The sequence below is a fragment of the Candidatus Flexifilum breve genome (genome assembly GCF_016713355.1).
Map to the genome: position 1 here is coordinate 14172 of NZ_JADJPI010000025.1, position 22759 is coordinate 36930.

Consider the following 22759-nt stretch of genomic DNA (forward strand, 5'->3'; position numbering starts at 1 on the left):
CTGATTCGCTGCGAGAGGACTCCCATGAGAAGCATCATTCCGCTGCTGGCCCTGTTCATCCTGCTGCTGGCGTACGCTGGAAGCGCTGCCCTCCGCGCCAAGGAACCGCCGATCAATTCCATCTACGCGCTGGTGACGGTTGATCAGGCGGAGGTGCGCGCGGGTCCGGATTTCGCCTATCCCACAATTGGGCGCATCCCGCGTGATACGTCGCTGGTGGTCGTCGGACGCGCGGGCGATTTTCTGACGCGCTGGGATGGCCGGCAGTGGCTGCAAGTCGAATACGGCGACGGTTTGGCGTGGATTTACGCCCGCCTGCTGCGCACCAGTGTCGCCTTCAACTCCATCCCGCCGACCGGACGATTGCTCCCGCGCGATGCCAACGGACGTGTGCCGGACAGCTTCGATCTCTCGGAAGACCTGTGTTCGCAGTGGCAGGGACAGTTCACCTTGACGGGGAATTTCATGGCGGGCGATACCGCCTTGGCGGTGACGTTCCCCGCGCTGACGGGCGCGAACGTCTACAGCGTGATCGTCATTTCGCCGACGGGTGACCGCCGCGCCTTCGACAGCACCCAGCCCCAGTCACGCATCATCCTGAGTGACTTACCGTGGGAGATGGGCACGTACACGTGGCGCGTCGCGCCGTACTGGACAAATTCGAGCTACCGCTACAACTGGCAGCAGGTGTGTTTGTTGCAGACGGGCGGGACGTTTGAGAAACCCTATACGGGCATCTACACCCCGACGCCGATCCCGACCGCCACGTTCACGCCCACGCCGTCCCCGACCCCGTGGCGCGGGTAGCAGCCTGGAATCCGTTCGGGCGCACCCGCACTCCGCACCGCTCCCCAACTAGGGGCGGATAGAAAAATAACTCTTTTGCTGTCTCCCCTCCTGAATTCGGGAGGGGTCGGGAGTGGGGTCGAAACGGTTAGTCCTAACTCACGTCAGCGGCGCACCTGCACGACCTCGTCTTCCAGAATTTGCAGTCGTTCGAGCGTCGCATCGAACACCACCCGCGCGTTGATTGCCGCGTTGCGCGCGTCAATCGTCACCTCCGGGCCGACGATGCCACAGTGCAGCAGCGGTTCGCGGGCGCGGTTCAGGTAAGCGACGGCTTGGCGACCTCCGGCGCATAGCGTCCGAACCCGGCAGTTCGCGCACATCGGCTTCACCGTAGGGGTAGTCGACGATTTCCGGCGGCGCGGCACACGGCATAATCTCCCCGCGAAACACACGCCACCAGAACGTCTCGAGCCCGCCGCCAGCGCATAGCGCTCGTGGATGAACGCGCGCAGGCGGTCGATTTGCGCCTGCTGCAGCTCGACCGGGATGGTCACGACGGGCGGCGTCTCCAACAGGGGCAGATTGGGCGGCATGGGGATGTGCAGCCAATTGGGGATCGGTCGCCCCGCAAACGCGATCATCCAACCTTGCTGCCCGAGGTAGTTGACGAACACCCACGAGCCATCCTGATTGCGCCCGAGCACCGGAATCGTAATCAGCGCGGGGAGTTCCATGATCATCCGAGCGCGGCGCAGCGGTTGTTCGCGCAGATACGCGCCTTCGTTGACGTAAATGGCGTCATCCGTGGACTGGGTCAGCGGGTAGGGGCCGACCACGCCCGTTGTGAAGTCGCCCAGCGGGAGCAGTTCGGGCTGGAAATCCCAGTCCATGATGCCTTCGAAGACCCAACCGAGCGTGTTGAAGCGCCCCGGTCGGCGCACCTCAAACCACGAGCCGTCAAGGTTGCGGCTGATGATTTCCAGCCGTTCGTCGTCAAACACGGACGCGAGTGGTTCGGCGTCAAAGGCGGGTAGGGCACGCGCAAAAGCGCTTTCGACGCGCACTACGCCCACGAAATCGGTTTGCGCGTGAGCGGGAAGCGAGACCAATGTGAGCAGCACAACCATGAGGCTGAAACGGAGCAGGTTGTTCACGGATGCACCCTCCACGTCGTCACATTCCACAGGGGATTATCGGGATAGGGCGCGAAATTCTCGATGCCCCGCGCGGCGTAGAACTCATGCCGCGCATACAGCCCACCGCGGGCTGATCGGCCTGCAAGAGCGCGGAGACTTCGCGGTACAGCGCCGCCCGCTGCTCGACGTCACAACCGGGGAGCATCCGCGCTTGTTCGAGCAGCGCGTCGACGCGCGGATTGGAATATGACCCGGGATTGTCCCCCGAGTCCACCACATCCGCCGCCGTCGACCACAGCGCCGCCTGATCCGGATCACGGTTGAGCGCGGTTTCTGCCCCAAACGCGAACCAGTAGGCGTCAAATTCCTGCAGGCGGGCGCTGGGCGATTCTGAGACCTGAGCCGCAAGGCCGACGCGCCGCAGTTGGCGGCTGACCGATTCAGCCGCCGCATAGCTGCTCGCCAGGCCTGCTGCGGGTCAAGGCCGATCAGAAAATAGAAGTCCATGCCTTCCGTCCCGTAGAGGCAGTGGTAGCAGTTGCGAACGCCATCCCCGTCCACATCGACCCACCCCGCCTCATCGAGCAGGCGCTCGGCCTCGGTGGGATCGTAACCGAGCGGCGCAAGGTCGGGATCGAACGCCCACGAGGTCGGCGGGTAGTTGGCCGCAATGCGCGTGGCGTTCCCGTGAAACGCGCTCTCGATCACCTCGTCTACGTTGATCGCCAACTGCACCGCCCGCCGCACGCGGAGATCGCCGAACAGCGGGTGCTGCCCTTGATCGCGCCGTGCTCCGTCTTCGTCATAGGCATCACGCGGGCGCGTAGGGTCGGCAAGGTTGAATAGCAGCATATCCCACGATCCGCCGGGCATCTCGGCGATCTGAACGTCGCGCGCGGCGCGCACATCGGCGCGGCGGTCAAACGGCACGTCGAGCAGCAGATTGGTCTGCCCGGTGAGGAAGCGTTCGACCGGGGTCATCCCGCCGGGGCTGGCGAATAGACGACGGCCAGATCGTCGGAAACTAGATGCAGCCCCTGATCAGACTGCGCCTCCATCAGTTGAAACGGCGTCCCCGGCAGGGGCAGCGTGGACGTAGACCGCGGGACACGGTCAGCAAAATAAGCGCGATACGCGGCGATCCATTCAGGAAGCGTCAGCAGTTCGTCGGGAGTGCCGACCGCGTCGACGAACGCGCGAAAGTCTGGCGCGCGTACGTGAGCCAGTGGCAGCGCTTGATTCACGCGGACGGGCGCGGCGCAGGTTTGATCGAGAAAATCCAGTTCGAGCGTGTACTCATCGATCAACCGTGCGCCCACGATGAAATCGTTGAAGACGTGCAGCCCGTCCGCATCGGCGTAGCTGGTGGTCGCGTCGATCACATATTTGTACAACACATCGTAGGCGGTGACGGGCATGCCATCCCCCCACAGCAGATCGTCGCGCAGATGCAGCACCGGCCCCGCTCCCGGGTTGAGCACCAGACCAAAATTGCCCGCACCCGCTGCCGTCGGCAGCCCGGTTGCCGGGTCGAGCGCATAGAGCGTCGGCAGCAGGAGCTGCACTAAAGCGCCATCGTCACGGTAGCTGGTGCGCACCACACCGCGCCCGCCATCCTGCGCGGAGACGCCCCCCACCAGCACACAGCAGAGCAGCAGCACTACAAGCGGTTTCATGGCGACCTCACTCCCCCGGTGTGACGAGCGTGAGCCAGAACGTGTAATTGCCATTGCGCAGGCTGTCGTCGATGGCGACCAGCACTTCGGGCGGTGTCCCGGCGGGCAAGCGCGCCACCGACCCGCTCACAGCGACAAAGCGCTGATAGTTTTCCGCCGCCAGCGCCGAATAGACCGCCGCCAGCGTCGCATACGGGGGCGCGACGTCCGGATCCAGCGCGATAGCCGCTTCCAGATCAGCAATCGCCTCGGCGTAATTGCCTTCAATCGCGTGGACGATGGCGCGGTTGTTCAGCGCCGACACGCTGTTGGGGTCGAGCTGCGCCGCCAGCGTAAAATCGCCGATGGCCAGCCCGAAATTACCCAACTGCACATACAATGCCCCGCGATTGATATAGCCTTCCACCAGCGCTTCATCCAGTTCGAGCGCGCGGTTATAGTCGTTCATGGCCGCGTCACCGTCACCTAAGTTGATCTGTGCGTAACCCCGGCGCGCGTAAGCGGGCGCATAATCCGGATCGAGCTGGAGCGCGCAGGTATAGTGCACGACAGCGGCGGCATAGGCCTGACGCGCCAACTGCGCATCCCCCAGCCGACGTAATACGAATACGCCGCGCTGATTCCGGCGGGCGGTGGGGCGCATTCCACCTCAGCCTGCGCCCGACCGCGCCTAAGGGAATGAGCGCGCACAGCAGCACCAGCAGCAGACGTCCCATGATCGCCCTCACGACAGGAAATCGTCGAGGATCAGCCACGATCCATCGTCCAAGCGTAGATCAAAGGTGAAGCGCGAGTCGAGCGCGCCAGCCACATCGGCAATGCGCTGATCTGGGAACTGCTGCGATTCGTTGTACAGGTACAAATACGCGTTGAACTGATCGCGTGCCTGCGCCTCGCTGATGATGCCGAGCAGCGCGTACAGGCGTGCCGCGAGCGGATCGAACGGGATCGGCGTGGCGTTGTCGGGGCGTTCGGGGTCAGCATACTCCGCGATCACGCCGTCAATGCCAGAGGCGACTACCGCGTCTTCCAGCACACTGAGCGCGCCGCGGTAATCCCCCTGCGCCGCGCGGATCATGGCCAGATTGCTCACGGCGACCAGATAAGTGCCATCCAGTTCGATCGCGCGCTGAAAATCCGCTTCGGCGCGGGCAAAATCGTACTGCGCCGCGAAGACTACGCCGCGATTGTTGAATGCTTCCTTCAGGTTGGGGTCGTAATCCAGTGCCGTATTGTAGTCGTACTGCGCGCGGACAAACTCGCGCAGATGGAAGTAGGTTTCGGCGCGTCCCATCCATCCGGCGATATAAGCTCGGCTCGATGACTTCGACCACGCAGGCGAACGCGATTTTGGCCTCGATCAACTGACTAGTCGCCAGATAGGCGCTCCCTTGCCCCATGTAGTAGCCGACGCGGATGTCCGTTGGTTCGGTCTCGAACGTCGGGCAGTCGGGGATCGGTTCAGGCGGGAGCGGCGTCGGGGTGGCGTCCTGCGCGAAGGCCGGGACGACGAGCAGCAGCACACTGACGATGATGAACAGCACAGACAGGCGTTTCATGGTTCAAGCGTCTCCTTCGAATGAGGTCGGTTAAGTCCCGCTGTCCAACAGCGGATTACGCGCGCGCAGCGGTTCGAGCAGCGATCCGGCGAGGATCAGGTTGCGCTGGGCGCTGGCAAGTTCGACAAGCTGGGTATTGATGATCTCCGGGGTGAGTGTGTAGCCCGGCGTGGTACAGGCATCGGCGAAGACGCTGATCGTCCGGTTGATAGCGCTCACCGCGTTGTCGAGCGGGACGATGACGGGCGCGAACAGCGGTTCTTTCAGCACATCGCCGTCGGTGAGTGTGCGTTCGACATATGTCGGGAGCGGGTCGCAGGCGACGCGGTCGCCGCGCTGTAAGCGCTGCCACACGCTGAGAATGCGCGTGTAGCTGCTCAGCGAAAAGGCTAAGTTTTCCTCCAGCGACTGCACGAGCCGCCCATACGGGAACAGATAGGCCAGATCGAGCAGGCGGTGATAATCGCCATCGATCAGCCGGATGTCCCACGATCCCACCCAGTACAGTTGGCCTTCGTAGCGTACCTGAAAGCGGAAGTAGCCCGTTTCGCCGACACGCCCGGTCAGTTCCAGCGCGACTCCCTCCGGAATGGTCCCGACCTGATACTGCGGCAGCATGTGCGTGAACGCGGGGTAGATGGGCGTTTCGCGCGTGGTCATGCCGAGCGCGGCGGCGCGGCGGATGAATGGTTCCGGATCAACCCCGTCAACGGGCAGGTTGATCACGTCACCGCTCCACACGAGCAGAATCGACGCAATCCACCCACGCTGTCCCTCATACTCGACTTGAATCCACTGCGTGTCGGACGAGCGCCCGTAGGCCGGGAGCGTGACTTCCGGCGGCACCACGGTGATGCGCTCGAAGGCGCGCCCCGGGCCATGCCGCAGCGCGACGAAATCCTGCGTGGTGACATAGGCGAGCGCGGTCTCCTGCGCTGATGCCAGCGGCACGGCGAACAACAGCAAGACCACCAACAGCGCGGCACTCAGCCAGCAGCGGCGTTCCCGGGTGTGCGATTTCGAGATCATTCTCCGCCCTCCGTCCACAGCAGCAGATCGCCGATCCCGGTCTGCACGACGACCGCTTGCCCGGTCTGCGTATCCACGATGATGGTGCGCGCCGCGCTGAACTGGTACTGCTGCTCCAACGGGATCGGTGTGGCGGTCGGCGGCGGTTCGTCCGGAGTCCCGGTCGGGTTCGGCGCGTCACCCTGCGGCGGCAGATAGGCGAGGAAGGCCACGTAGCGACTATCGGGCGACCAGGTGAAATCCAGCGGCGCATTGCTGGACAGCCCGCTTTCCGGCACGCAGAAGCGCCGCGTCACCCCAGTGTGACTATCCCAGATTTGGAACTGCGGCGGCAGATCACCCGCCGCGACCCGCGCGCGCACTTCATCGGCGGGCAGAAAGGCCACCTCGACGCGATAGCGACCATCCGGCGACCAGGTTCCACCCGGCGGCGTGTCGCCCAGAACCGTATATTCCCCAGTGCGCACGTCATAGACGTTCCACAGCGCGTCCGATCCGCTCACATGATAGTAGAGCGCGCCGCCATCGGGACGCCACTCATACCACAGCGAACTGTCCTCGCTGCGCGCGAAGTATTCCGCCGTCCCGCTCACCGCGTCATACAGGTAGTATTTCGCCCCGCCGATGCCGTAAGGCGTGCTGACCAGGGCCAGCGAGCCGCCGGGCTGCCACGCGAGTTCGGTCGTCGGCAGTCCGGCGATCTCCACGGGCGGATCGCGGCGATAGGGCGCGGAGACCAGCCCGGTCGTCGGGTCAAAGTCGCGCAGTACCATGACCGGATCGCGTTCATCCGGCAGCCATTCCCGGCGGCGCAGCACCAGCGTCGAACCCGCCCACGCATACGCCTCGGGGAAGTAATTCGCGGCTTCCAACGGGAACAGCGTGCGCGCCGCCGATCCGTCCGGCTGCGCGACCAGCACCCCGTCGGCCTGATACACCATCCACGCGCCATTCGGGGAGAGGTAGCATGATCCATTCAAGTGGCAGCGCGGGATCGTATTGTCGGGATGAAAAGTGCCCGTGCGCGGGTTGAGCACCCACACCGCATCGAACGTTTCGGGTGGCGGCGCGGTGAAGAGGCGCCCCGGCGGGGCGAAACCGGGCGGGAGCGCGTCTAGCGTGCTCAATGTCCGCGCCGGACACACGTCCTCGGTTACGCCCACCAGCGACCCAACAGCGGTGGCGGATGGCAGCGGCGGCGGGGTCGGCGTGATCGTCGGCGTGAGTGTGGGACGAATCTCCCCAATCGGATCGAAGGGCAGCGTCGCGGTCGGGAGGAGGCCAATCGACGGACCGCCGCCTGCCGCGCGCGTGGCAATCGCGTTCAACTCATCTGCGATGAAGTCGTTGTACGAGCGCGTGAGGCGGTAGATTTGCACGAAGCCGTTCGGATCGCGTACCGCCAGCAGAGTCCCATCCGCGCTGACCGCGCGCTCGCCCAGATACGTACCGAATTGGTTGAGCCACAGTTCGCTGAGGAGGTCGCGGTCCAAACCGGGCGTGGAACTGCCCTGCGGCGGCAGATAGTCACCGCGCGTCCGATTGCCGGTCAGTATGTCGATAGCGATCACGTCCGGGCGATAGCGGTCGGCTCCTTCCACCGATTCGGGCGCAGCATCGACCGGCGTCGCCGTGGGGGGCACGAGCATATTCGGGTTGACCGTCGCCGTCGGCTCAATGCCGCTCAACGACGTGATCAGCCCTTCGCACAGCATCGTTTCCAGAGTGGCGACCGCCTCCGGGGTGAGATCGGTGGTCATTTCACGCCACAGCGCTGCGTAATCCACCGCTTGACCGGGAAACGCGCGAGTCAGGCAGGTCGGCACGCCGGGGATCACGTAAGCGGCGGGCGTCGCCAGCGACACATAGGTTGCGCGCGGCGTCGGCGTCAGCGCGGCGATCACGTCACTCGCCGCGGCGGGCAGCGCCGCGCACATCCGCGCCGCCAACCGGTTCAGACTGTCCGCGCGCAGCGTCAGCGTGAGGTTTTCCCACACGGGCTGCCAGCGCCTCCAATCATCAGGGAACGCCGCGACCAGGCAAGCGGGCAAGCCGGACTCGTGGTACTCAATCCCGTAAACACGCTCGGGCTGTGACCGATACTCTGTATTGAAACTGCTGATATAGACCGTGCGCGTATCCAGCCACCCATAAGCGCGGTCTTCGGGCTGCGGCAGATCGTCGCCCGCCGCGTAGACGAGCTGACCACGATCAAAATTGTAGACCGCGATGGCGTTGCCGGGATAATGCTGGCTCGTCTGGTTGAGGCCGTAGACCACCAGCGCGTTTTCCCAGTCGTCGGACGGAATAATCTGCTCGATGGTGCCGTCGGTCGGGTAGGGGATCGTGAGAGTGCGGCGCTGGTCGGCGCGAATGTCGACAATTTCCAGCGTGATCCCGTCCGCCGCATCGGCGCGCGTCAGGTAGCGGCTCTGATCCGGCGTGACCGCCAGCACCTCGCCGTGCAGCGCAATCGACTTGCGCTCGGCGATGCGGCCGGTTTCGATATCCCAGCGCAGCCATTCGCCGCCGCGCAGGGTGATCAGGCTGCGGTTGTCGGCGCTGAACACGTAGTAATCGAAGGGCGTGGTATAGGTCGGCACGCCCGCCAAGCGTTCGCCCGTCGCCGCGTCAAAGCGCTCGAAGTCGGCGAGGATGACATTGCCTGTGGCGTTGAACGCCAGCAGTCCACCGCCGGGATCGGGTTCGGTCGGGTAGATGATCTGTTCCAGCGCACATGAATCGAGGCCGTATACCTCGACGGGCTGCGCGCCGGACGCCCGCCGGACCAGCAGATGCGCGCGATCCGGGCTGAGCGCCATTCCGAGAATATCCACCGGGCGCAGCAGTTCGATCACGCCGCGTCCGCGCGTTTCATTAAAGGTCGATACGAGGAGCGCGCCGCGATCTGCCTCCATGGTCATGGGCTGCAGCACGTCGAGCAGCGTCACCGTGAGCGGATCGCCACCTTGATATGACCCATAGTTATCCCCGAAGATCAGCCGCAGCAGTGACGTTTCGTGCTGTAACCCGATCCCGCACAGGGTGCGCGCGTTGTCGCTGAGCGTGAAGTCCGCTAGATCGGCGAGGTTGGCCTGACTCAGATCGCGTCCGAGCGGCACATTGAAGACCGTTCCGGTGCGCGTGTTCACCTGCGCGAGCACGTTGTCGAGCACCGGATCGACATACATCAACTCATCCGTTGCGCTCTCCCACACCGTGATCGGGTCGCGTTCGAAGCGGGAGGACAGGATTTCGGCGCTGACCGGGAAGTCATTATCGCGCCCATCCAGCACCTGCAACCGTCCCGGCAGCCCCGCGATCAGAAAGGTGTTCGCGCCGACGACCAGCCCGTTGCGGAAGTTGAAAAACGGCTGCGCGATTTCGCCATTGGCCACGCGCGAAGGGGCGCGCTCCAGCGCCGCGTTGACATCCCACAGCCACGGGATGATGCTGGTGTCATTTTCGCTGCGCCGGGTTTCCGGCGGCGCGGGCACCACGGTGTCCAGCAGCAGCCACGAATCATCGTTCGTGAAGTGCAGGCGACCCTGCACCAGATTCGCTCCGCTCGGCTCGAAGACCGCCCGGCGTTCGCCGCCTGCCGTGTCCCACAGTTCGACGCGGCGGTCAATGGCCAGCGCCAGCAGCGTCCCGTCATGACTGAAGCGGTAGGCGTTAAACGCGCCCGATGCATACAGGACGTGCTGCACGGTGTAAGTGGCGGCATCGACGAGCACCAATCGCCCGTCGCGGTCGACCCACGCGAAGCGATCAAAAGTCGGGTCGTACTGCACACCAAACGGACGCAGCTCGCCGATCTGCCGGTAGGGGACAAACACCTCCGGCGGCGGGCCGGATTGGGCCCAGGTGATGCCAACAGCGGATAATAAGAGGAGGAACAGAACCAGCAGCCACTTTTGCTTCATGGGCTACTCCCGTGTGCGCCGACTACCCTCATTATGCGGGAAATCGATGCGGCGCTTACCATACGATTTCCGCCGCCGACCATGACGCTTGACCTACGCTGGGGAAATTTGCGGTAGTCTAGCAGTAGCTGCGGTCGTCGGATCAAGGGGGATATGATGAAGCTAAACCCATTCCTGCTGAGTGTGCTGGTGCTCCTCCTGCTTGTATCCCCGGCTTTCGGACAAGATGTACCCACCTGCCCGCCCACCGTGCTGATCGATCTGGCGCGGGCGTCCTCGACCTGTTACGGACTGCAAGGCGAAAGCGTGTGCATTGGCAACGGCAGCGCGCAGATCGGCACGTTCGCGGCGGAGCTGGCCCCGGCACTCCCCGGCGACCGCGCGCCCGCCGACACGTTCCACGAGCTGCGCGTCACTTCCACTGAGGATGAACTCGGTATCGCCCACCTGACCATCCGCGCCGATCTGCCCACGCTTCAGGAACGCGCTGTGTGGCTGATGCTGTTCGGGAACGCCGAACTGACCAACCTGATCCCGCCGCTGGTCACGCTGAACGCGCTTTCGCTCGGCACGCTCAACCTTCGCCAAACGCCGGACGCCTCCGGGGAGATTCTCGCCCGCCTGGGCGTCAATGAAGGTGTGGTCGTCAGCGGGCGCACCGCTGACGGCGCGTGGCTGCGCGCACAAATTCCCAATACAGATGAATATGGCTGGATCGCAGCCGAACTGGTGACCGTGAGCGGCACGGTCAGCACGCTGGCGGTCGCCGATGCGGCCTCGATCATCGAGCGACCCTTTGAGCGGTTGACGCTCCACAGCGATGCGGCTGCGTTTTGCGGTGGGGCACTCACCTCCGGTCTGCTCCTGCAAACACCGAATGTCGAGCAAGCCGTCCGACTGCGTGTCAACGACGTCAACCTAACCCTCGCCGGAACCTTCTTTCTCACGGCGGATGGGGCGCTCACCGTCTATGCGCTGAACGGGCAGGCGGTGATCGGCGCGGACGGTGTGGAGGAATTTTTGCCCGCGGGCTCCTACAGCACCGCCACCGGGGAAACCATCAGCGCCGCAGCGCCGTATACCCCAGCCATCGTGAATGGCTTGCCCGTCGCTAACCTGCCCACGCGCGTCACCGTCGCCGAGCCGCTCTCCGCCGAGGGGATCGCCGCGGCCCGCGCAGCCTATATTCATTCACAGATGGAAGCGGCGGTCACGCCGGAAGCCCGCGCGACCGAGGACACGACCTGCCGCCGCACTGTCCAGCGCTTCGCGGATCTGTATGGCGGACCGGGCGATTTCTACGAAGTGGTCGCCAGCCTCCAAACCGGAGAGCGGGTCGACCCGCTGCCGCAAACGACCGATCCTGATGGGCATGTGTGGTGGCAGTTACGCAGCGGCAGTTGGCTGCGTGCTGACCGGGTCGCGGTCAGCGGGTTGTGCGCCGACCTCCCCTTCGTCGACAATGTGCGTCCGCCGGGGAACCAATACGCTCTCGTTGGAGACGTGTGAACCGATCAACGGCCGCTGCGGGCCGGGCAGCGGGTTACCATCATTCACACCGGCCTTCGACAACTTTGGCGAAGCGCGACGCCGCCCAGATCGATCCGGGGGCGCATTCGCATCGGCTCCCGCACGTACCGGGCAAGCCAGCGAACCGCTTCGCCTCGCACCACCGATGACCGCTACGTGCGGCGTTTCTACATCATCTGGGAGGCGGCTCCCGGGACGTATCATTGAAGGGGATCGCCTGCACTATTCGCCGGTGTGTACGGTCACCGTACCAGCCGGTTAAGCGGTAGAAAGGGTTGACTGCCCAAGCGTAAACCAAAGTCGGACACATAAAAATTATTCTACATACCGTTCATATCTCCACTCTCAAATATGAACGCTATGTACGGTTTTTCTAGCGTTCCTGATGACGAATGGCGACGTCGGAGCGGCGCATCAAATCGGTCACATCGAATGAGCGTACCTATAGGCAATGCCACATCCTTCGTTTGCGCCCGGCATCGTCCAGCAATTGAGACATCAGAACTATTCTGAACCCTAGACAAACTGATTGACCCTGTGCCATACTGAGGGCCTACCCATTTCCCAGTGATTTAGGACAGCGCTCATGATGTCGTCTTCGGTCGAAAAGCGGAAGATTTCGCCCATGCTGCCGGTCGTCGCCTTGCTGACCGGGACGCGCACGATCACCGACACGGGCGTGCGCATGATCTACCCGCTGCTGCCCGTGTTCGCGCGCGGCGTGAACGTCGAAGTCGGCGCCATTGTGAGCGTGCTCACGCTGATGCAGCTCCTCGGGTTGGTTTCGCCGTTCATGGGGCGTGTCTCCGAACAGCGCGGGCGCAAATTCACTATGCTCCCTCGGGCTGCTGTTGTACGTGGCGGGCATGGTCAGCGTGTTCATCCCGCCCGATTTCACCGGGCTGGCGCTGGCGCTACTGTTCGGGCGCCTGGGACGAACGGCGCTCGGCCCGGCGATGCAGGCGTACATCGGCGACAAAGTGCCGTATCAGCGGCGCGGCCTGTACCTAGGTATGGTCGAACTGGCCTGGTCAGGCGCCTTCCTGTTCGGCGTCCCGGCCATGACGTGGCTGCTCGCGACCTACAACTGGCAGACGCCGTTTCTGGCGCTGGCGCTGCTCGCTGGGCTGAGTTTTCTGCTGGTATGGTTCCGGGTTGAGCGCGATGCACCTATCGCGCAGCATGGGGCGCTGCTGCCCGCGCTGCGCGCCGCCGTCAGCAGCCCGATGGCGCTGGCCGGGCTATGCCTCGGCTTCAGCATCAGCGCGGCGAATCAACTGGTGAGTGTGGTTTTCGGCACGTGGATTGAAGCGTCGTTCGGCATTCAACTGGCCGCGCTGGCAGTGGCCGCGGCGGTTATCGGGTTGTCGGAACTGGGCGGGGAGGGCATCGTGACCTTTTTCGCCGATAAGTTTGGCAAGCGGCGCCTGGTGCTGCTTGGCGTGAGCGGCAACATTGTGGCGTGCCTCATTCTGCCGTTGACCGGGGGGAATCTGAATTTGGCGCTGGTCGGGCTGTTCTTCTTCTATCTCACGTTTGAATTGAGCGTCGTCGCCAGCATTCCCCTCGCCACCGAGCTGAGCCCGAATGCCCGCGCGATGTATATGACGGTGCTGATGACCGCGGTCACGCTGGGCGCGCGCTGCTGACCCCCGTTGCTCCGCTGCTGTTCGCTTCCGGGCTGCTGGCGAATTGTCTGGTGGCGATTGGGTTGAATCTGGTCGCGATCTTTGTGGTTCGGCGCTATATCACGGTGAAGTGAGTGCAGTCACCCATCACTCTGAATTTACCGCCGATTGAACCATTATTCAGGCTTGGCGGTGTGAAACTGTGCCAACTCCTGCGGCGTGTTCACGTTGACCAGCGAGCGCAAATCGGGATCCAGCAAGCACAGCTCGTCGGCGCTCACCCAGCGGGTGTTGACTTGCGGAAATACCCGGCGAATAGTCAGATCGCCGCTCAGAATCTGTTCCCGCATGACGGCGTGACACGTGCGGCGGTAGATCGCGTGCAGGGCATGGGCGGTGCCGTCGACGAACGGCACCACGGCATCGACACCAGTCGCTTGATCGAGCAGGTAGCGGAGGAGCGCCGGGTTGAGGAAGGGCATGTCACAGGCGACGCACAGCGTGTATTCGGCGTCCCCGTGCTGCACCGCCGTGTAGATCCCGCATAACGATCCAGCGTTGGGAAGCACATCGGTGATCACCGGCAGGCCAAAATCAGCGTATTTCGCGGGGTCATTGGCGATCAACACGAGCGGCAGTTGCAAGGCTGAGACGCGCTCGATCACGTGTTGGAGCAGCGGCTTTCGTTCAGCCGGACAAAGCTCTTGTCCGTGCCCATGCGCCGGGACTGCCCCCCCGCGAGAATCGCGATTTGCGCCGCCATCGGTTCAACCACCGATCTGGCTCAGGATCCGCTCGTCAGGGCTGATCACTGCGGGGTCGGCCAACCACGCTGAATCACACTTCACCTGAAAATAGGCTTCACCCGCGCAGTGACGACAGAGCGGCTGACCGCCGCTGATGACCTCGCGCCCGTTGATAATCTCTTCGCCACAGACTGCACAGGTCACGCGGATGCCCGGTCGGCTGACGAGATCGTGCACGGAGAGGTTCAAGATCACTTCCTGAGCCACGAACAAATCCATGTTCGACAACACCTGATAGGCTTCCAACTGCGCGTGCCAGCGGCTCTTCGCGTCCGGCAGGGAAGAGGCCGCGAGTTGACGCGCTTCGGGCGCAGGGTGAATCCAGATCGCCAGCCGGTTTTGGGTATCTACAAACACCGCCGCCGATTTGCCGTGATCGATATGGCGCAAGGTGCGATGTCCGAGCGTGCAGCCAGTCGCGGCGGCGATGCCGTCCGCGAAGCAGCCATCCGTCTCGACAAAGGTCAGCACGCGCTTATCCGACTGGGGAGATCCAGCCCAAGCAGTTCCGCCGCGTACAACCCCATGCGCACACCAAGGACCTGACGCGGACACAGGTGTTTATGCTGCGCCTCGGTGATGGCCAAAATTTCGTGTAGGTCTGCCATTGGTTCTATCTACCTTTGCTTTAGGCTCGAGCGCTGAAGCGCGGTTGGCGTTCACAGCCAGTAAGCGTTCACGGGTGGCGGCGGGCAATTGCGCCAGCACCGCCTCGGGCAGATGCACACCGCTGGGATGTTCACGGCGGAAAGTGCATGTTGGGCACAAGGTTTGCTCTGGTGAGCCAGCGAACCGCGTCTGGCAGCGCGTGCACTCCTTCATGTGCCCGGTATGCAGGAGCAGACGCGCCTCGTCCAGTACATGGCGCAGCGACGGCGCACCATACACCGTCAGGGCGCGCGGTTCGCAGTAGTCGACGCACAAGTGGCAATCCAGACAGCGCTGCGCTGCAAAGATGACCATAAACTGATCCTCGGTCTTGGTCACATGCAGCGCAGCGGTCGGGCAAACGCGCTCACATAAACCGCAGGCGTTACAGGCATCGGAAACCACCAACTGCACGAAACCAGCGCCGTCTAGGCGCGCCGCTTCGGGCAGATCGGGCATCTGCTCCGTGAGCAGGCGCAAAACCTGAGTAAGCGCCGCTCACGGGAGAGTTGGTCAGAGCCATCGCCTTCATCGATGAGGTTGATGGCCTGCTGCTGCGCGGCGGCCTCGGGACTCACCAGTGACGCGAACAGGCCGCGCCGTGACAGACGCGCGGGTGTGTTATGGTGTAACGGGCGTTCGACCCAATCGGCGTCGGCGGCATAGACGGGGACGACCGCATCCGCCCGGTCCAGCTCGGCGAGCAGCTGGCGGGTCGCGGCGATGCCCTGTTCAATGCTGGGATATAAGACGCGCAGCGGACAGTCGGCACAGGCATCGAGGCGCACGCGCACCTGCTCAACCCCCACCGCGAGCAGCCCCACCCAGGCGGACACGCCAAGTTCGGCGAGACAGTTCTTGGTTTGAACGACTCCAGCGACCGCAGGCGCGGTGGTTTGGGGGGCAGGGTGACGCACACAGGCAATGTCGACCACCTGATGCTTGCGTAGGCCGTGGGCATTAGAGATCAGGCGTTGAAAACCGTCGGGGCGTTCGAAGACGCCCAACGGGCAGGTATGTAAACACACACCGCATTTGATGCATTGCTCGGGAGTCACTGGGTAAATCACTGTCCAGCCGAATGGCTCCGGTCGGCACAGGGGCCGCGCACCGGTCACAGGCCGCGTGCACATTTTCGTGCGCACGCACTGCGCCGTCGTCTGTTGGATAACCGGTTGCTGTTGGACGAAGGCCTCGGCGGCCAGCGCCAGCTCGATCAGGTTCATGTCGAAGCCACTGAGTCGCTCTCGATGTGCCAGGCTTCCAGCGTGTGCTGGATGCTTCCGGACGCCAGCCAGCTCAAACCGCGATAATAGGGTGTCTGCGCCGCTTCCTTGACATCGGCGAGGAAGGCAGCGCCCACTGGCCGATATGCTCGCCAAAGAAGCTGTCAAGCGCGGCGAGAGCGATGTCCGTGTGATACGGTTGGTCGGTGCGAATGCCCTCAGCGCCACCTGACACAGATGCGCGACGAACAGCATTTCCAGCCCAAAGTGACTCCTCCGGCTCATGGCGCACCGTTGGGACGACCATCCCAAACTGGCGAAACAGGAGCCGCACCTGCAGCGTCTGCTTGTCGAAGATCAGCCGTTCTTCATTGCGGTACACCGATTCCCACGGCGGGGTGGGTAAGTGACCGGGGCCGATGAACAAGCGGGCAAAGTCGCGCCGGACCGCGTCGAAGTCTTCCGCCTGCCAGCCGCGGAAAAAGGCCTGCAAGGTCTCCAGCCCGGTTTTCAGGGCGTCGTTCGTGCTTTCCAGCGGCCAATCGGCGAAGAGATCATCCTGCTGCAACTGTTCGAGCAGGTCGACGGTGGGGGCTTCAAAAACGCCGTGCCCAGAAAACGATAGGCCAGGTAGGTCGCGATGAGCTTGTCTGAGAGTGCGACAGTGTCCGTATTTTCCATGATGGATTACTCCAAATAGTTGATCGATAGAGATAAGCGTGAGTGGGGAGTAAAGCCGCTCGCGCTTATCTCTCTCTATTCACAGGTCAGGCTGCGCCTTGATCTACAGCCCGATGCGCACCATGCTCTGATAGAACAGGAAGCGCGCGACGATTTCGGAAACCAGCACACAAACGAACGCTGTAGGCCAGATAAGCCGTCACGCGGGTTTTGGCCTGGTTGGACGCGCTGCGATACATGAAGATCGAGAAGATGCCCGCGCCGACAAACAACAGAACCAAGCGCAGAGCCAGCAGAGCGCCGCCTTCGTTCAGGATCAACGAGATGCTGCTGAGCGCCGCCGCCGATCCCTGTTGGGCAAGGCTGGCAAAATACAGCGGGATGACCACGAACTGAACCCCGAGCAGCACCAGCGAAATCAGGACGATCCAGCGGAGGGTGGTGGAGAGGATGTCGAACTGGATGTCGGTATCTGGCAGCTTGCCGCGACCGCGCAGATACTGATAGGTTATGACAAAGGCCGAACCAACCGCCAGTGACCCTAGCAACAACGTAGTGATGAAGAACGTCACGATGGTGGCGGGTGAGTTCCACGCGGGGACGGTTGGCAGCAGATAGACCTGCGCCATCGACCAGACCAGCACCAGACCGACCGCCGCCAGCAGCAAGCCGAGCACATTGCGCACACTGGCTGAACCGATTTTACGCCACTGCAGCAGCGCAAAGACCGCGCCACCGACCGCAAACACCAGCGCCAATGTGATTTCACGACCAACCACGACGTGCCGAGATTGGTGACGGCGCGCGGCGCGTTGAGCGGGTTCCCAAGTGGAGGAAGGTGACCAGCAAGGCCAGCACGACTACGGGGCCAATCGCCAGTAAGGCGCGGTCGCTCAGGGCGTCCGCCGCTTTAGCATCATAGCGCCGCGTCGCAAAAAAGTGGATGCCACCCAGAATGACGAATGAGCCAACGGCCATTTGCATGACCGTCGTGAAGATGATGAGTGACCATTCATTCCCTTGCATCGCTCTAGACCTCCTCGGGATTAATCAGTTTGCCAGCCGTGGAACCGACTGCGCGGGCATGGTGATGCGGTTGGATGACGAGATTCGGGTTGGTGATGTCAGCCGGGGGCAGCGGAGCAATTTCCGCCAGCGTCCCGTGTTCGGCACGGAGCGTGTCGATCTCACCGAAGAACAGGGCGCGCGACGGACAAGCCGCCACACACGCCGGTGACTTGCCTTCCGCGAGGTAGTCCTGACAGAAGTTGCACTTCGTCATGACGCCCGCTTCCTCGTTGAACTGCGGCGCGCCATACGGACACGCCCATTCGCAGTACCGGCAGCCGATGCATTTGCTCTCGTCGATCATGACGACGCCGTCTTCGCGCTTGAACATTGCCTGCGTGGGGCAGACTTCGGCGCAGATCGGGTTTTCGCAGTGGTTGCAGGCCATCGACGTGTAGTAGGCAAAGACGTTCTGCACAACCGAGCCATCGGGGTTGGTCACCCACTCGCCGCCCGTATATTCGGCGACGCGCCGCCAGTTGACGCCAATGGGCAAATCCGACTTATCTTTACAGGCAATCTGGCAGGCCTTGCAACCCGTGCACGCGCCGCCATTGAAGTAGAATCCCAATTTGTTAGCCATTTGAGTATTCCCCTTTACGCTTTCTCAACTTCAACCAGAACCGTGTGCATGGGGTCGCCTTTTGCCAGCGGGGAGGGGCGATAACGTGTCAACACATTGACACAACCTGCCTGATCGGTACCGTCCGCATCCGGGGTATACCACGCGCCCTCGGACAGATGGACCACACCGGGGATGATGCGCGGGGTGACGCGAGCCGGCACGTGCGTCTTACCACGACCGTTGTATACGAAGACGCGATCCCCGTTGCGGATACCGCGGGCTTCGGCGTCGATGGGGTTAATCCACACTTCCTGCGGGGCGACTTCCTTCATCCATGGCACGTTCCGTAGGTCGAGTGCGTGCGCTGTTGGAAGTGCGCGCTGATCAACTGCAGCGGGTAGGTTTCGCGCAGCGGGTCGGCGACGCCTTCCCACGTCGGCATGTAGATGGGCAGGCCGGAAATCACATCGCCTTCCTGCAGTTCCCACGTCTGGCCGATCTCATGCAGGCGCGCCGAGAAGATTTCCAGCTTGCCCGAGGGGGTCAACAGCGGATTAGAGGCGGGGTCTTCGCGGAAACCCTGATAGGCGACGTAGGGTTCACCCTGATTGGTGACCTTGTAGATGCCCATTTCGCGGAAGGTTTCAAAGTCCGGCCAATCCGGGTTGGTGGCGCGGGTTTCGTCGATGCAGAAGCGCAGCCAGTCTTCGACCGTGCGGCCTTCGGTGTACTGGTCTTCGACACCCAGTCGCTTGGCGATTTCGGCGCACATGTCGTAGACGTGCATCGTCTCAAACATCGGTTCAATGGCTTGCTCGCAGAAGATGGCGTAGCCCATGCTGCTGGTATCACCGTTCAGGGCGATGTCCATCTTTTCGAGATTGGTGGTGTCCGCCAGCAGAATGTCCGACCAGCGGGCGCTGGGCGTCATATGCACGTCCACGGTCACGATCATTTCGCACTTGGTGTCATCGCCCAGAACTTCGCGGGTGTGATTGACATCGGCGTGCTGGTTGATCAGCGCGTTGCCCGCATAGCTCCAGATGAACTTGATCGGCACATCGAGCTTGTCTTTACCGATCACGCCGTCTTTGGTGGCGGTCATTTCCCGGCCGTGCAGAATGGCATCCGGCCAGTTGAACACGGAGATGTAGGTCTGAACCGGGTTTTGCAGGGGCGGGAAGCCCGCCATGCCAATGCCGTAACCCGATCGCGCGCGCCGGTGCCGCCGCCGTGGATACCGATGTTGCCGGTCAGGATGGCCAGCATGGGGATGGCGCGGCTGGTCTGTTCGCCGTTCGCCTGACGCTGCGGCCCCCAGCCCTGCGTGATGAAGCACGGCTTGGTCAGCGCGATTTCGCGCGCCAGCTGCACGATCTTCTGCGCGGGAATGCCCGTAATCGCCGCGGCCCAGGCCGGAGTCTTGGCGACGCCATCCGCGCCCGTACCGAGGATATAGTCGGATTAGCTGTCCTGATCTTCGTAGCCTTCCGGCATATGCGCGCGGTCAAAGCCGACGCAGTAGGTGTCGAGGAACGCCTGATCGTGCAGATTTTCGGTGATCATGACGTAGGCCAGTGCACTGATCAACGCGGCGTCGGTGCCGGGGCGAATGGGGATCCATTCGTCGGCGGCGGTGACCGCCGTATCGGTATAGCGCGGGTCGATGACGATCATCTTCGCGCCGCTGACCTGCTTGTAGTGCTGGAGGCTGTAGACCATCCCGCCGCCGCTCATGCGCGTTTCGCCGGGGTTGTTGCCAAAGTAGACCAGCAGTTTACTGTTGACGATGTCTTCGATGCTGTTGTTGGTCACCCACGTATCCGCCCACGTGTTGCCAAACGTATACGGTAGGCCGGACTCAATCTGGGCGGCGCTGTAATCGCCATAGTGATTGAGGTAGCCACCAAGCAGTTCATCAGGCGGGCAATCGGGGTGGCGCTGGGCGGCCGACTTCGCCACGGTCGCGCCGAGCGTGCCCGTGCCGTAGTTCAGATAAATCGATTCGTTGCCATAATTCTCAACCAGCTCTTTAATCTTGTTGGCGATCAGATCAAAGGCTTCTTCCCAGCTAATCTGCTCAAATTCGCCGGAGCCACGGGCGCCAACCCGCTTCATCGGGTACTTGAGGCGGTCGGGATTGTAAATGCGCTGGCGAACCGAGCGGCCACGCACGCAGGCGCGCACCTGATGATTGCCAATTCGTCGTCGCCGAGGTTGTCGGTTTCGACGCGGACGACCACGCCATCTTTGACATGGAGGCGCAGCGGGCAGCGGCTGCCGCAGTTCACCACGCAGGACGTCCAGACCACGTTTTCTTCGGCCTGTTCCTGCGCTGCGACACTGCCGACCCCTTGTTGGCCGGGGAGGCTGGTCAAATGCTCGCAACCGCCGCTGTGCCACCGAAGATGGCGCTCCATTTAAGGAAGCTGCGGCGGGACATGATACTACTTGTGATTAGGTCATTAATAAATTCTCTGGCAGCCATAGAATTCCTCCCATGCTGGAATCACTAAGGAGAGACGAGCCGTGTCAATGCTGACACACGATGGCTGATTATGCTTTTTTTTTCACAAGTGGGGACATCAACAGGGTGGAGCATTTCTCGATCTCACCCAATCGGGTGATAAGCGCCGCTAATGGTTAGGGTCGAAGACAGCGGACGCGCCGTTGCGCGTCCAACGATAACCAATTCGGTTTGGCAAGCGATGTTGTCTCCCTTCCCTAGAGGTGAGGTCTGCCAAGCAGAGTTTTAAGTCCCCTCTCCTCTTTTCGGAGAGGGGATATAGGGTGAGGTTAGGCAAACTGCGGTCCGATTGGAAATGGCCCCACAGCTTGTCCACAGGTTGTGAGGAGATCCTGGCCGTCCGCTAATCGGGTGACGACTTGATCCCGTGCTCGACCGCGTAGGCGGCGACCTGCGCGCGGTTATCGAGCTGCAGCTTCTTGAGGATGTTGCTGAGGTGGGTTTTGACCGTATTGGTCGAGATGGAGAGTTTCTCGGCGATCTGCGGGTTGCTTTCGCCCTGCGCGACCAGATGCAACGCCACGATCTCGCGTTCGGTCAGCGTTTCGATCTCTCGTCGGGGCCGCCGATTTGCTGACGGGCGATCCCCTTCAGCACCTTGGAGGCCATCGCGCGCGTCATCGCCGCTTCGCCCTTCGCCACACCTTCCAGCATATTGAAGAGTTCGTCGGCATCCAGATTTTTCAGCAGATAGCCCGCCGCGTCAGCGCGCACAGCCTCGAATAAATGGCTGTCCTTTTCAGAAGATGTGAGGATCACCACGGCGATCTCAGGATACAGTTTTTTGATAGCGCGCGTGGCCTCCAGCCCATCGACCTCAGGCATGTAGATATCCATCAGGATGACATCAGGCCGGAAGCTTGCCCCCGCCAGTTTGATGGCTTCGGCGGCGGTGGCCACCACCCACCACCTCGACGATGTCATCGCGGGTACTCATCGTTGCGCAGACCCTGCCGGAAGAGCTTATGATCGTCGACAATCAGCACTTTAATGGTCATGGTAGACTCTTTCGTCGCACTAGATACCCGTCCGCACATGGACTGCATAGAAGAGAAACCGTCCCAAGCACTTCGCTGATCAAAACCATCAGGAACGTCAGATAGATCGATGCCAGAAAGCGCACGACCGGTTTGGATCGTCTTTGCTGCCAGAGTGTAACCAGTGACAGGGCAAGCACGCCAGCGATCAGCAGTGCGACGCGGATGACAAACAGAGCGCGATACAAGCCGAGCAGCAGATACAGGCTGGCGTGAGCGGTTGACCCTGGTTGTACAAATACAATCTGGAAGGCCATAATTCGCCAGCTCAATCAGCCCCACGAGGATCGCCACCCGCAGGCGAGGGTTAACACGCGGCGGGTCACAGCCCGAATGAGCACCAGATCGCTATCTTTGTTCAAGGTGAAGATACGGATTGATCAACAGGACGACCGCCATGCCGATGACGCCCAACAGCACCATCGCACAGAAAAACGCGATCGGCGTGGCGACCGGAATTCCACGCGATCTGAGTGGGCAGCAAATACACCCGTGACATCGCACAGACCGTGACCACGCCCATCGTCACCGCGTCCCAACCGAGCGCCAGTTGGCCTTTGACCGCTCGGTCGGTACAACAGCACGAGCAGCAATAAGCCCGCCAAGCCCGCAAAGACCACCGTAAAACCGACTTCGCGGCTCAGCCACGACGACTGAAAATTGAGCACCGCGAACAGCGAGAAGGCGGGGCGGCTGAGATGATAATGCGAGCCAATCATCGCCGTTATCACCGTCACGACGATGACGATGAGCGGGTTCTTGGTGAGTTTAGTGGCGATCTCCGGCCCATAGCGGCGCAAAGCCACCGTATACAGGACCCACAGAGCCAGCATGCTGCCCGCTGACATCTGCATCATGATGGTGTAGACGGGCAGCGCCCATTCGCGTAAGTTAACCATGGGGAGTCATCCTCGTTCCGGTTCGACGA

30 protein-coding genes and 1 pseudogene are annotated in these 22759 nt (G+C 62.4%); 4 read left to right on the forward strand and 27 right to left on the reverse strand.

Annotated features, from left to right (window positions below):
- Positions 1-24 precede the first annotated feature (24 nt).
- Complete coding sequence (locus IPK17_RS20865) at positions 25-807, forward strand: SH3 domain-containing protein (protein ID WP_343419633.1); 783 nt, start codon at positions 25-27, stop codon at positions 805-807.
- A gap of 143 nt (positions 808-950) precedes the next feature.
- Here the strand turns inward: IPK17_RS20865 and IPK17_RS20870 are convergent, their stop codons facing one another.
- The 7 genes from IPK17_RS20870 to IPK17_RS20900 all read right to left on the reverse strand — a co-directional run bounded on the left by IPK17_RS20870 (position 951) and on the right by IPK17_RS20900 (position 10115).
- On the reverse strand, positions 951-1943 hold the full coding sequence (locus IPK17_RS20870) for a hypothetical protein (protein WP_343419634.1): 993 nt from the start codon (positions 1941-1943) through the stop codon (positions 951-953).
- Between the two features lie 84 nt (positions 1944-2027).
- A complete protein-coding gene (locus IPK17_RS20875) occupies positions 2028-2906 on the reverse strand; it encodes an ABC transporter substrate-binding protein (RefSeq protein WP_343419635.1) in 879 nt (292 codons plus the stop codon).
- Positions 2903-3601: a periplasmic substrate-binding domain-containing protein gene (locus tag IPK17_RS20880; RefSeq protein ID WP_343419636.1), complete on the reverse strand. Its 699-nt coding sequence runs from the start codon at positions 3599-3601 to the stop codon at positions 2903-2905. Before IPK17_RS20880 ends, IPK17_RS20875 begins: the two co-directional genes overlap by 4 nt.
- Before the next feature lie 7 nt (positions 3602-3608).
- Positions 3609-4244 (reverse strand): tetratricopeptide repeat protein, encoded by a 636-nt coding sequence (locus IPK17_RS20885; protein WP_343419637.1) that lies wholly within the window; start codon positions 4242-4244, stop codon positions 3609-3611.
- An 81-nt stretch (positions 4245-4325) separates the two neighbouring features.
- Positions 4326-4895: a tetratricopeptide repeat protein gene (locus IPK17_RS20890; RefSeq protein WP_343419638.1), complete on the reverse strand. Its 570-nt coding sequence runs from the start codon at positions 4893-4895 to the stop codon at positions 4326-4328.
- 295 nt (positions 4896-5190) lie between these two features.
- The gene (locus IPK17_RS20895; protein WP_343419639.1) at positions 5191-6189 is read right to left on the reverse strand and encodes an SH3 domain-containing protein; all 999 of its coding nucleotides are present in this window, start codon (positions 6187-6189) and stop codon (positions 5191-5193) included.
- Entirely contained in the window at positions 6186-10115 is a 3930-nt protein-coding gene (locus tag IPK17_RS20900) for a hypothetical protein (RefSeq protein ID WP_343419640.1), read from the reverse strand. Before IPK17_RS20900 ends, IPK17_RS20895 begins: the two co-directional genes overlap by 4 nt.
- 153 nt (positions 10116-10268) lie before the next feature.
- On the opposite strand from IPK17_RS20900, the gene IPK17_RS20905 reads away from it, so the two are divergent.
- The gene (locus tag IPK17_RS20905) at positions 10269-11624 is read left to right on the forward strand and encodes an SH3 domain-containing protein (RefSeq protein WP_343419641.1); all 1356 of its coding nucleotides are present in this window, start codon (positions 10269-10271) and stop codon (positions 11622-11624) included.
- A gap of 537 nt (positions 11625-12161) precedes the next feature.
- On the opposite strand, the gene IPK17_RS20910 is transcribed toward IPK17_RS20905, so the two are convergent.
- Positions 12162-12332 carry a hypothetical protein gene (locus IPK17_RS20910; RefSeq protein ID WP_343419642.1) on the reverse strand — a complete coding sequence of 57 codons (171 nt, stop codon included), beginning with the start codon at positions 12330-12332 and terminating at the stop codon, positions 12162-12164.
- 113 nt (positions 12333-12445) lie between these two features.
- Here IPK17_RS20910 and IPK17_RS20915 point away from each other — a divergent pair, with 113 nt between their 5' ends.
- Positions 12446-13294: an MFS transporter gene (locus tag IPK17_RS20915; RefSeq protein ID WP_343419643.1), complete on the forward strand. Its 849-nt coding sequence runs from the start codon at positions 12446-12448 to the stop codon at positions 13292-13294.
- A gap of 155 nt (positions 13295-13449) precedes the next feature.
- Here IPK17_RS20915 and mobA read toward each other — a convergent pair.
- From mobA to IPK17_RS20945, 5 genes and pseudogenes are all read right to left on the reverse strand, one after another.
- Positions 13450-14036, reverse strand: a pseudogene (gene mobA / locus IPK17_RS20920) (molybdenum cofactor guanylyltransferase).
- A gap of 4 nt (positions 14037-14040) precedes the next feature.
- Positions 14041-14550, reverse strand: coding sequence for an FmdE family protein (locus IPK17_RS20930; RefSeq protein ID WP_343419646.1), 510 nt, complete (start codon positions 14548-14550; stop codon positions 14041-14043).
- Complete coding sequence (locus IPK17_RS20935; protein WP_343419647.1) at positions 14544-14687, reverse strand: FmdE family protein; 144 nt, start codon at positions 14685-14687, stop codon at positions 14544-14546. Before IPK17_RS20935 ends, IPK17_RS20930 begins: the two co-directional genes overlap by 7 nt.
- Entirely contained in the window at positions 14641-15207 is a 567-nt protein-coding gene (locus tag IPK17_RS20940; RefSeq protein WP_343419648.1) for a 4Fe-4S binding protein, read from the reverse strand. Before IPK17_RS20940 ends, IPK17_RS20935 begins: the two co-directional genes overlap by 47 nt.
- Positions 15156-15755 carry a hypothetical protein gene (locus IPK17_RS20945; protein ID WP_343419649.1) on the reverse strand — a complete coding sequence of 200 codons (600 nt, stop codon included), beginning with the start codon at positions 15753-15755 and terminating at the stop codon, positions 15156-15158. Before IPK17_RS20945 ends, IPK17_RS20940 begins: the two co-directional genes overlap by 52 nt.
- Before the next feature lie 147 nt (positions 15756-15902).
- Between IPK17_RS20945 and IPK17_RS20950 the strand changes: the two genes are divergently transcribed.
- Positions 15903-16040 (forward strand): hypothetical protein, encoded by a 138-nt coding sequence (locus IPK17_RS20950; RefSeq protein ID WP_343419650.1) that lies wholly within the window; start codon positions 15903-15905, stop codon positions 16038-16040.
- On the opposite strand, the gene IPK17_RS20955 is transcribed toward IPK17_RS20950, so the two are convergent.
- The 14 genes from IPK17_RS20955 to IPK17_RS21020 form a co-directional block, all read right to left on the reverse strand.
- A complete protein-coding gene (locus IPK17_RS20955; protein ID WP_343419651.1) occupies positions 16027-16521 on the reverse strand; it encodes a TorD/DmsD family molecular chaperone in 495 nt (164 codons plus the stop codon). The two genes, IPK17_RS20950 and IPK17_RS20955, sit on opposite strands and share 14 nt — an antisense overlap.
- A 199-nt stretch (positions 16522-16720) precedes the next feature.
- The gene (locus IPK17_RS20960) at positions 16721-17413 is read right to left on the reverse strand and encodes a DmsC/YnfH family molybdoenzyme membrane anchor subunit (RefSeq protein ID WP_343419652.1); all 693 of its coding nucleotides are present in this window, start codon (positions 17411-17413) and stop codon (positions 16721-16723) included.
- Positions 17400-17660, reverse strand: a complete 261-nt coding sequence (locus tag IPK17_RS20965; protein ID WP_343419653.1) for a hypothetical protein — start codon at positions 17658-17660, stop codon at positions 17400-17402. Before IPK17_RS20965 ends, IPK17_RS20960 begins: the two co-directional genes overlap by 14 nt.
- A 4-nt stretch (positions 17661-17664) precedes the next feature.
- Entirely contained in the window at positions 17665-18285 is a 621-nt protein-coding gene (locus tag IPK17_RS20970) for a DMSO/selenate family reductase complex B subunit (RefSeq protein WP_343419456.1), read from the reverse strand.
- A 14-nt stretch (positions 18286-18299) separates the two neighbouring features.
- Positions 18300-18599 carry a molybdopterin dinucleotide binding domain-containing protein gene (locus IPK17_RS20975; protein WP_343419654.1) on the reverse strand — a complete coding sequence of 100 codons (300 nt, stop codon included), beginning with the start codon at positions 18597-18599 and terminating at the stop codon, positions 18300-18302.
- Complete coding sequence (locus IPK17_RS20980; protein WP_343419655.1) at positions 18596-19459, reverse strand: molybdopterin-dependent oxidoreductase; 864 nt, start codon at positions 19457-19459, stop codon at positions 18596-18598. The genes IPK17_RS20975 and IPK17_RS20980 overlap by 4 nt, the downstream gene beginning before the upstream one ends.
- Positions 19369-19641: a molybdopterin-dependent oxidoreductase gene (locus tag IPK17_RS20985; RefSeq protein ID WP_343419656.1), complete on the reverse strand. Its 273-nt coding sequence runs from the start codon at positions 19639-19641 to the stop codon at positions 19369-19371. The genes IPK17_RS20980 and IPK17_RS20985 overlap by 91 nt, the downstream gene beginning before the upstream one ends.
- Before the next feature lie 90 nt (positions 19642-19731).
- Positions 19732-20442, reverse strand: coding sequence for a molybdopterin-dependent oxidoreductase (locus IPK17_RS20990; protein ID WP_343419657.1), 711 nt, complete (start codon positions 20440-20442; stop codon positions 19732-19734).
- Entirely contained in the window at positions 20382-20687 is a 306-nt protein-coding gene (locus IPK17_RS20995; RefSeq protein ID WP_343419658.1) for a hypothetical protein, read from the reverse strand. Before IPK17_RS20995 ends, IPK17_RS20990 begins: the two co-directional genes overlap by 61 nt.
- Positions 20642-20755, reverse strand: a complete 114-nt coding sequence (locus IPK17_RS21000) for a twin-arginine translocation signal domain-containing protein (RefSeq protein ID WP_343419659.1) — start codon at positions 20753-20755, stop codon at positions 20642-20644. The genes IPK17_RS20995 and IPK17_RS21000 overlap by 46 nt, the downstream gene beginning before the upstream one ends.
- Positions 20756-21137: 382 nt before the next feature.
- Positions 21138-21317 (reverse strand): response regulator transcription factor, encoded by a 180-nt coding sequence (locus IPK17_RS21005; RefSeq protein WP_343419660.1) that lies wholly within the window; start codon positions 21315-21317, stop codon positions 21138-21140.
- 14 nt (positions 21318-21331) lie between these two features.
- Positions 21332-21694: a response regulator gene (locus tag IPK17_RS21010; RefSeq protein ID WP_343419661.1), complete on the reverse strand. Its 363-nt coding sequence runs from the start codon at positions 21692-21694 to the stop codon at positions 21332-21334.
- A 94-nt stretch (positions 21695-21788) separates the two neighbouring features.
- Positions 21789-22088, reverse strand: coding sequence for a hypothetical protein (locus IPK17_RS21015; protein ID WP_343419662.1), 300 nt, complete (start codon positions 22086-22088; stop codon positions 21789-21791).
- Between the two features lie 123 nt (positions 22089-22211).
- Entirely contained in the window at positions 22212-22730 is a 519-nt protein-coding gene (locus IPK17_RS21020) for a DmsC/YnfH family molybdoenzyme membrane anchor subunit (protein ID WP_343419663.1), read from the reverse strand.
- Positions 22731-22759 lie beyond the last annotated feature (29 nt).

What these genes read in the sequence shown, in the direction of transcription:
- IPK17_RS20865 (WP_343419633.1), top strand. Translation starts at nt 25, where the DNA reads ATGAGAAGCATCATTCCGCTGCTGGCCCTGTTCATCCTGCTGCTGGCG.
- IPK17_RS20875 (WP_343419635.1), bottom strand. Translation starts at nt 2,906, where the DNA reads ATGACCCCGGTCGAACGCTTCCTCACCGGGCAGACCAATCTGCTGCTC.
- IPK17_RS20880 (WP_343419636.1), bottom strand. Translation starts at nt 3,601, where the DNA reads ATGAAACCGCTTGTAGTGCTGCTGCTCTGCTGTGTGCTGGTGGGGGGC.
- IPK17_RS20885 (WP_343419637.1), bottom strand. Translation starts at nt 4,244, where the DNA reads ATGCGCCCCACCGCCCGCCGGAATCAGCGCGGCGTATTCGTATTACGT.
- IPK17_RS20890 (WP_343419638.1), bottom strand. Translation starts at nt 4,895, where the DNA reads ATGGGACGCGCCGAAACCTACTTCCATCTGCGCGAGTTTGTCCGCGCG.
- IPK17_RS20895 (WP_343419639.1), bottom strand. Translation starts at nt 6,189, where the DNA reads ATGATCTCGAAATCGCACACCCGGGAACGCCGCTGCTGGCTGAGTGCC.
- IPK17_RS20900 (WP_343419640.1), bottom strand. Translation starts at nt 10,115, where the DNA reads ATGAAGCAAAAGTGGCTGCTGGTTCTGTTCCTCCTCTTATTATCCGCT.
- IPK17_RS20905 (WP_343419641.1), top strand. Translation starts at nt 10,269, where the DNA reads ATGATGAAGCTAAACCCATTCCTGCTGAGTGTGCTGGTGCTCCTCCTG.
- IPK17_RS20910 (WP_343419642.1), bottom strand. Translation starts at nt 12,332, where the DNA reads ATGCGCACGCCCGTGTCGGTGATCGTGCGCGTCCCGGTCAGCAAGGCG.
- IPK17_RS20935 (WP_343419647.1), bottom strand. Translation starts at nt 14,687, where the DNA reads ATGGCAGACCTACACGAAATTTTGGCCATCACCGAGGCGCAGCATAAA.
- IPK17_RS20965 (WP_343419653.1), bottom strand. Translation starts at nt 17,660, where the DNA reads ATGCAAGGGAATGAATGGTCACTCATCATCTTCACGACGGTCATGCAA.
- IPK17_RS20970 (WP_343419456.1), bottom strand. Translation starts at nt 18,285, where the DNA reads ATGGCTAACAAATTGGGATTCTACTTCAATGGCGGCGCGTGCACGGGT.
- IPK17_RS20975 (WP_343419654.1), bottom strand. Translation starts at nt 18,599, where the DNA reads ATGAAGGAAGTCGCCCCGCAGGAAGTGTGGATTAACCCCATCGACGCC.
- IPK17_RS20980 (WP_343419655.1), bottom strand. Translation starts at nt 19,459, where the DNA reads ATGGCGGGCTTCCCGCCCCTGCAAAACCCGGTTCAGACCTACATCTCC.
- IPK17_RS20995 (WP_343419658.1), bottom strand. Translation starts at nt 20,687, where the DNA reads ATGGAGCGCCATCTTCGGTGGCACAGCGGCGGTTGCGAGCATTTGACC.
- IPK17_RS21000 (WP_343419659.1), bottom strand. Translation starts at nt 20,755, where the DNA reads ATGGCTGCCAGAGAATTTATTAATGACCTAATCACAAGTAGTATCATG.
- IPK17_RS21015 (WP_343419662.1), bottom strand. Translation starts at nt 22,088, where the DNA reads ATGGCCTTCCAGATTGTATTTGTACAACCAGGGTCAACCGCTCACGCC.
- IPK17_RS21020 (WP_343419663.1), bottom strand. Translation starts at nt 22,730, where the DNA reads ATGGTTAACTTACGCGAATGGGCGCTGCCCGTCTACACCATCATGATG.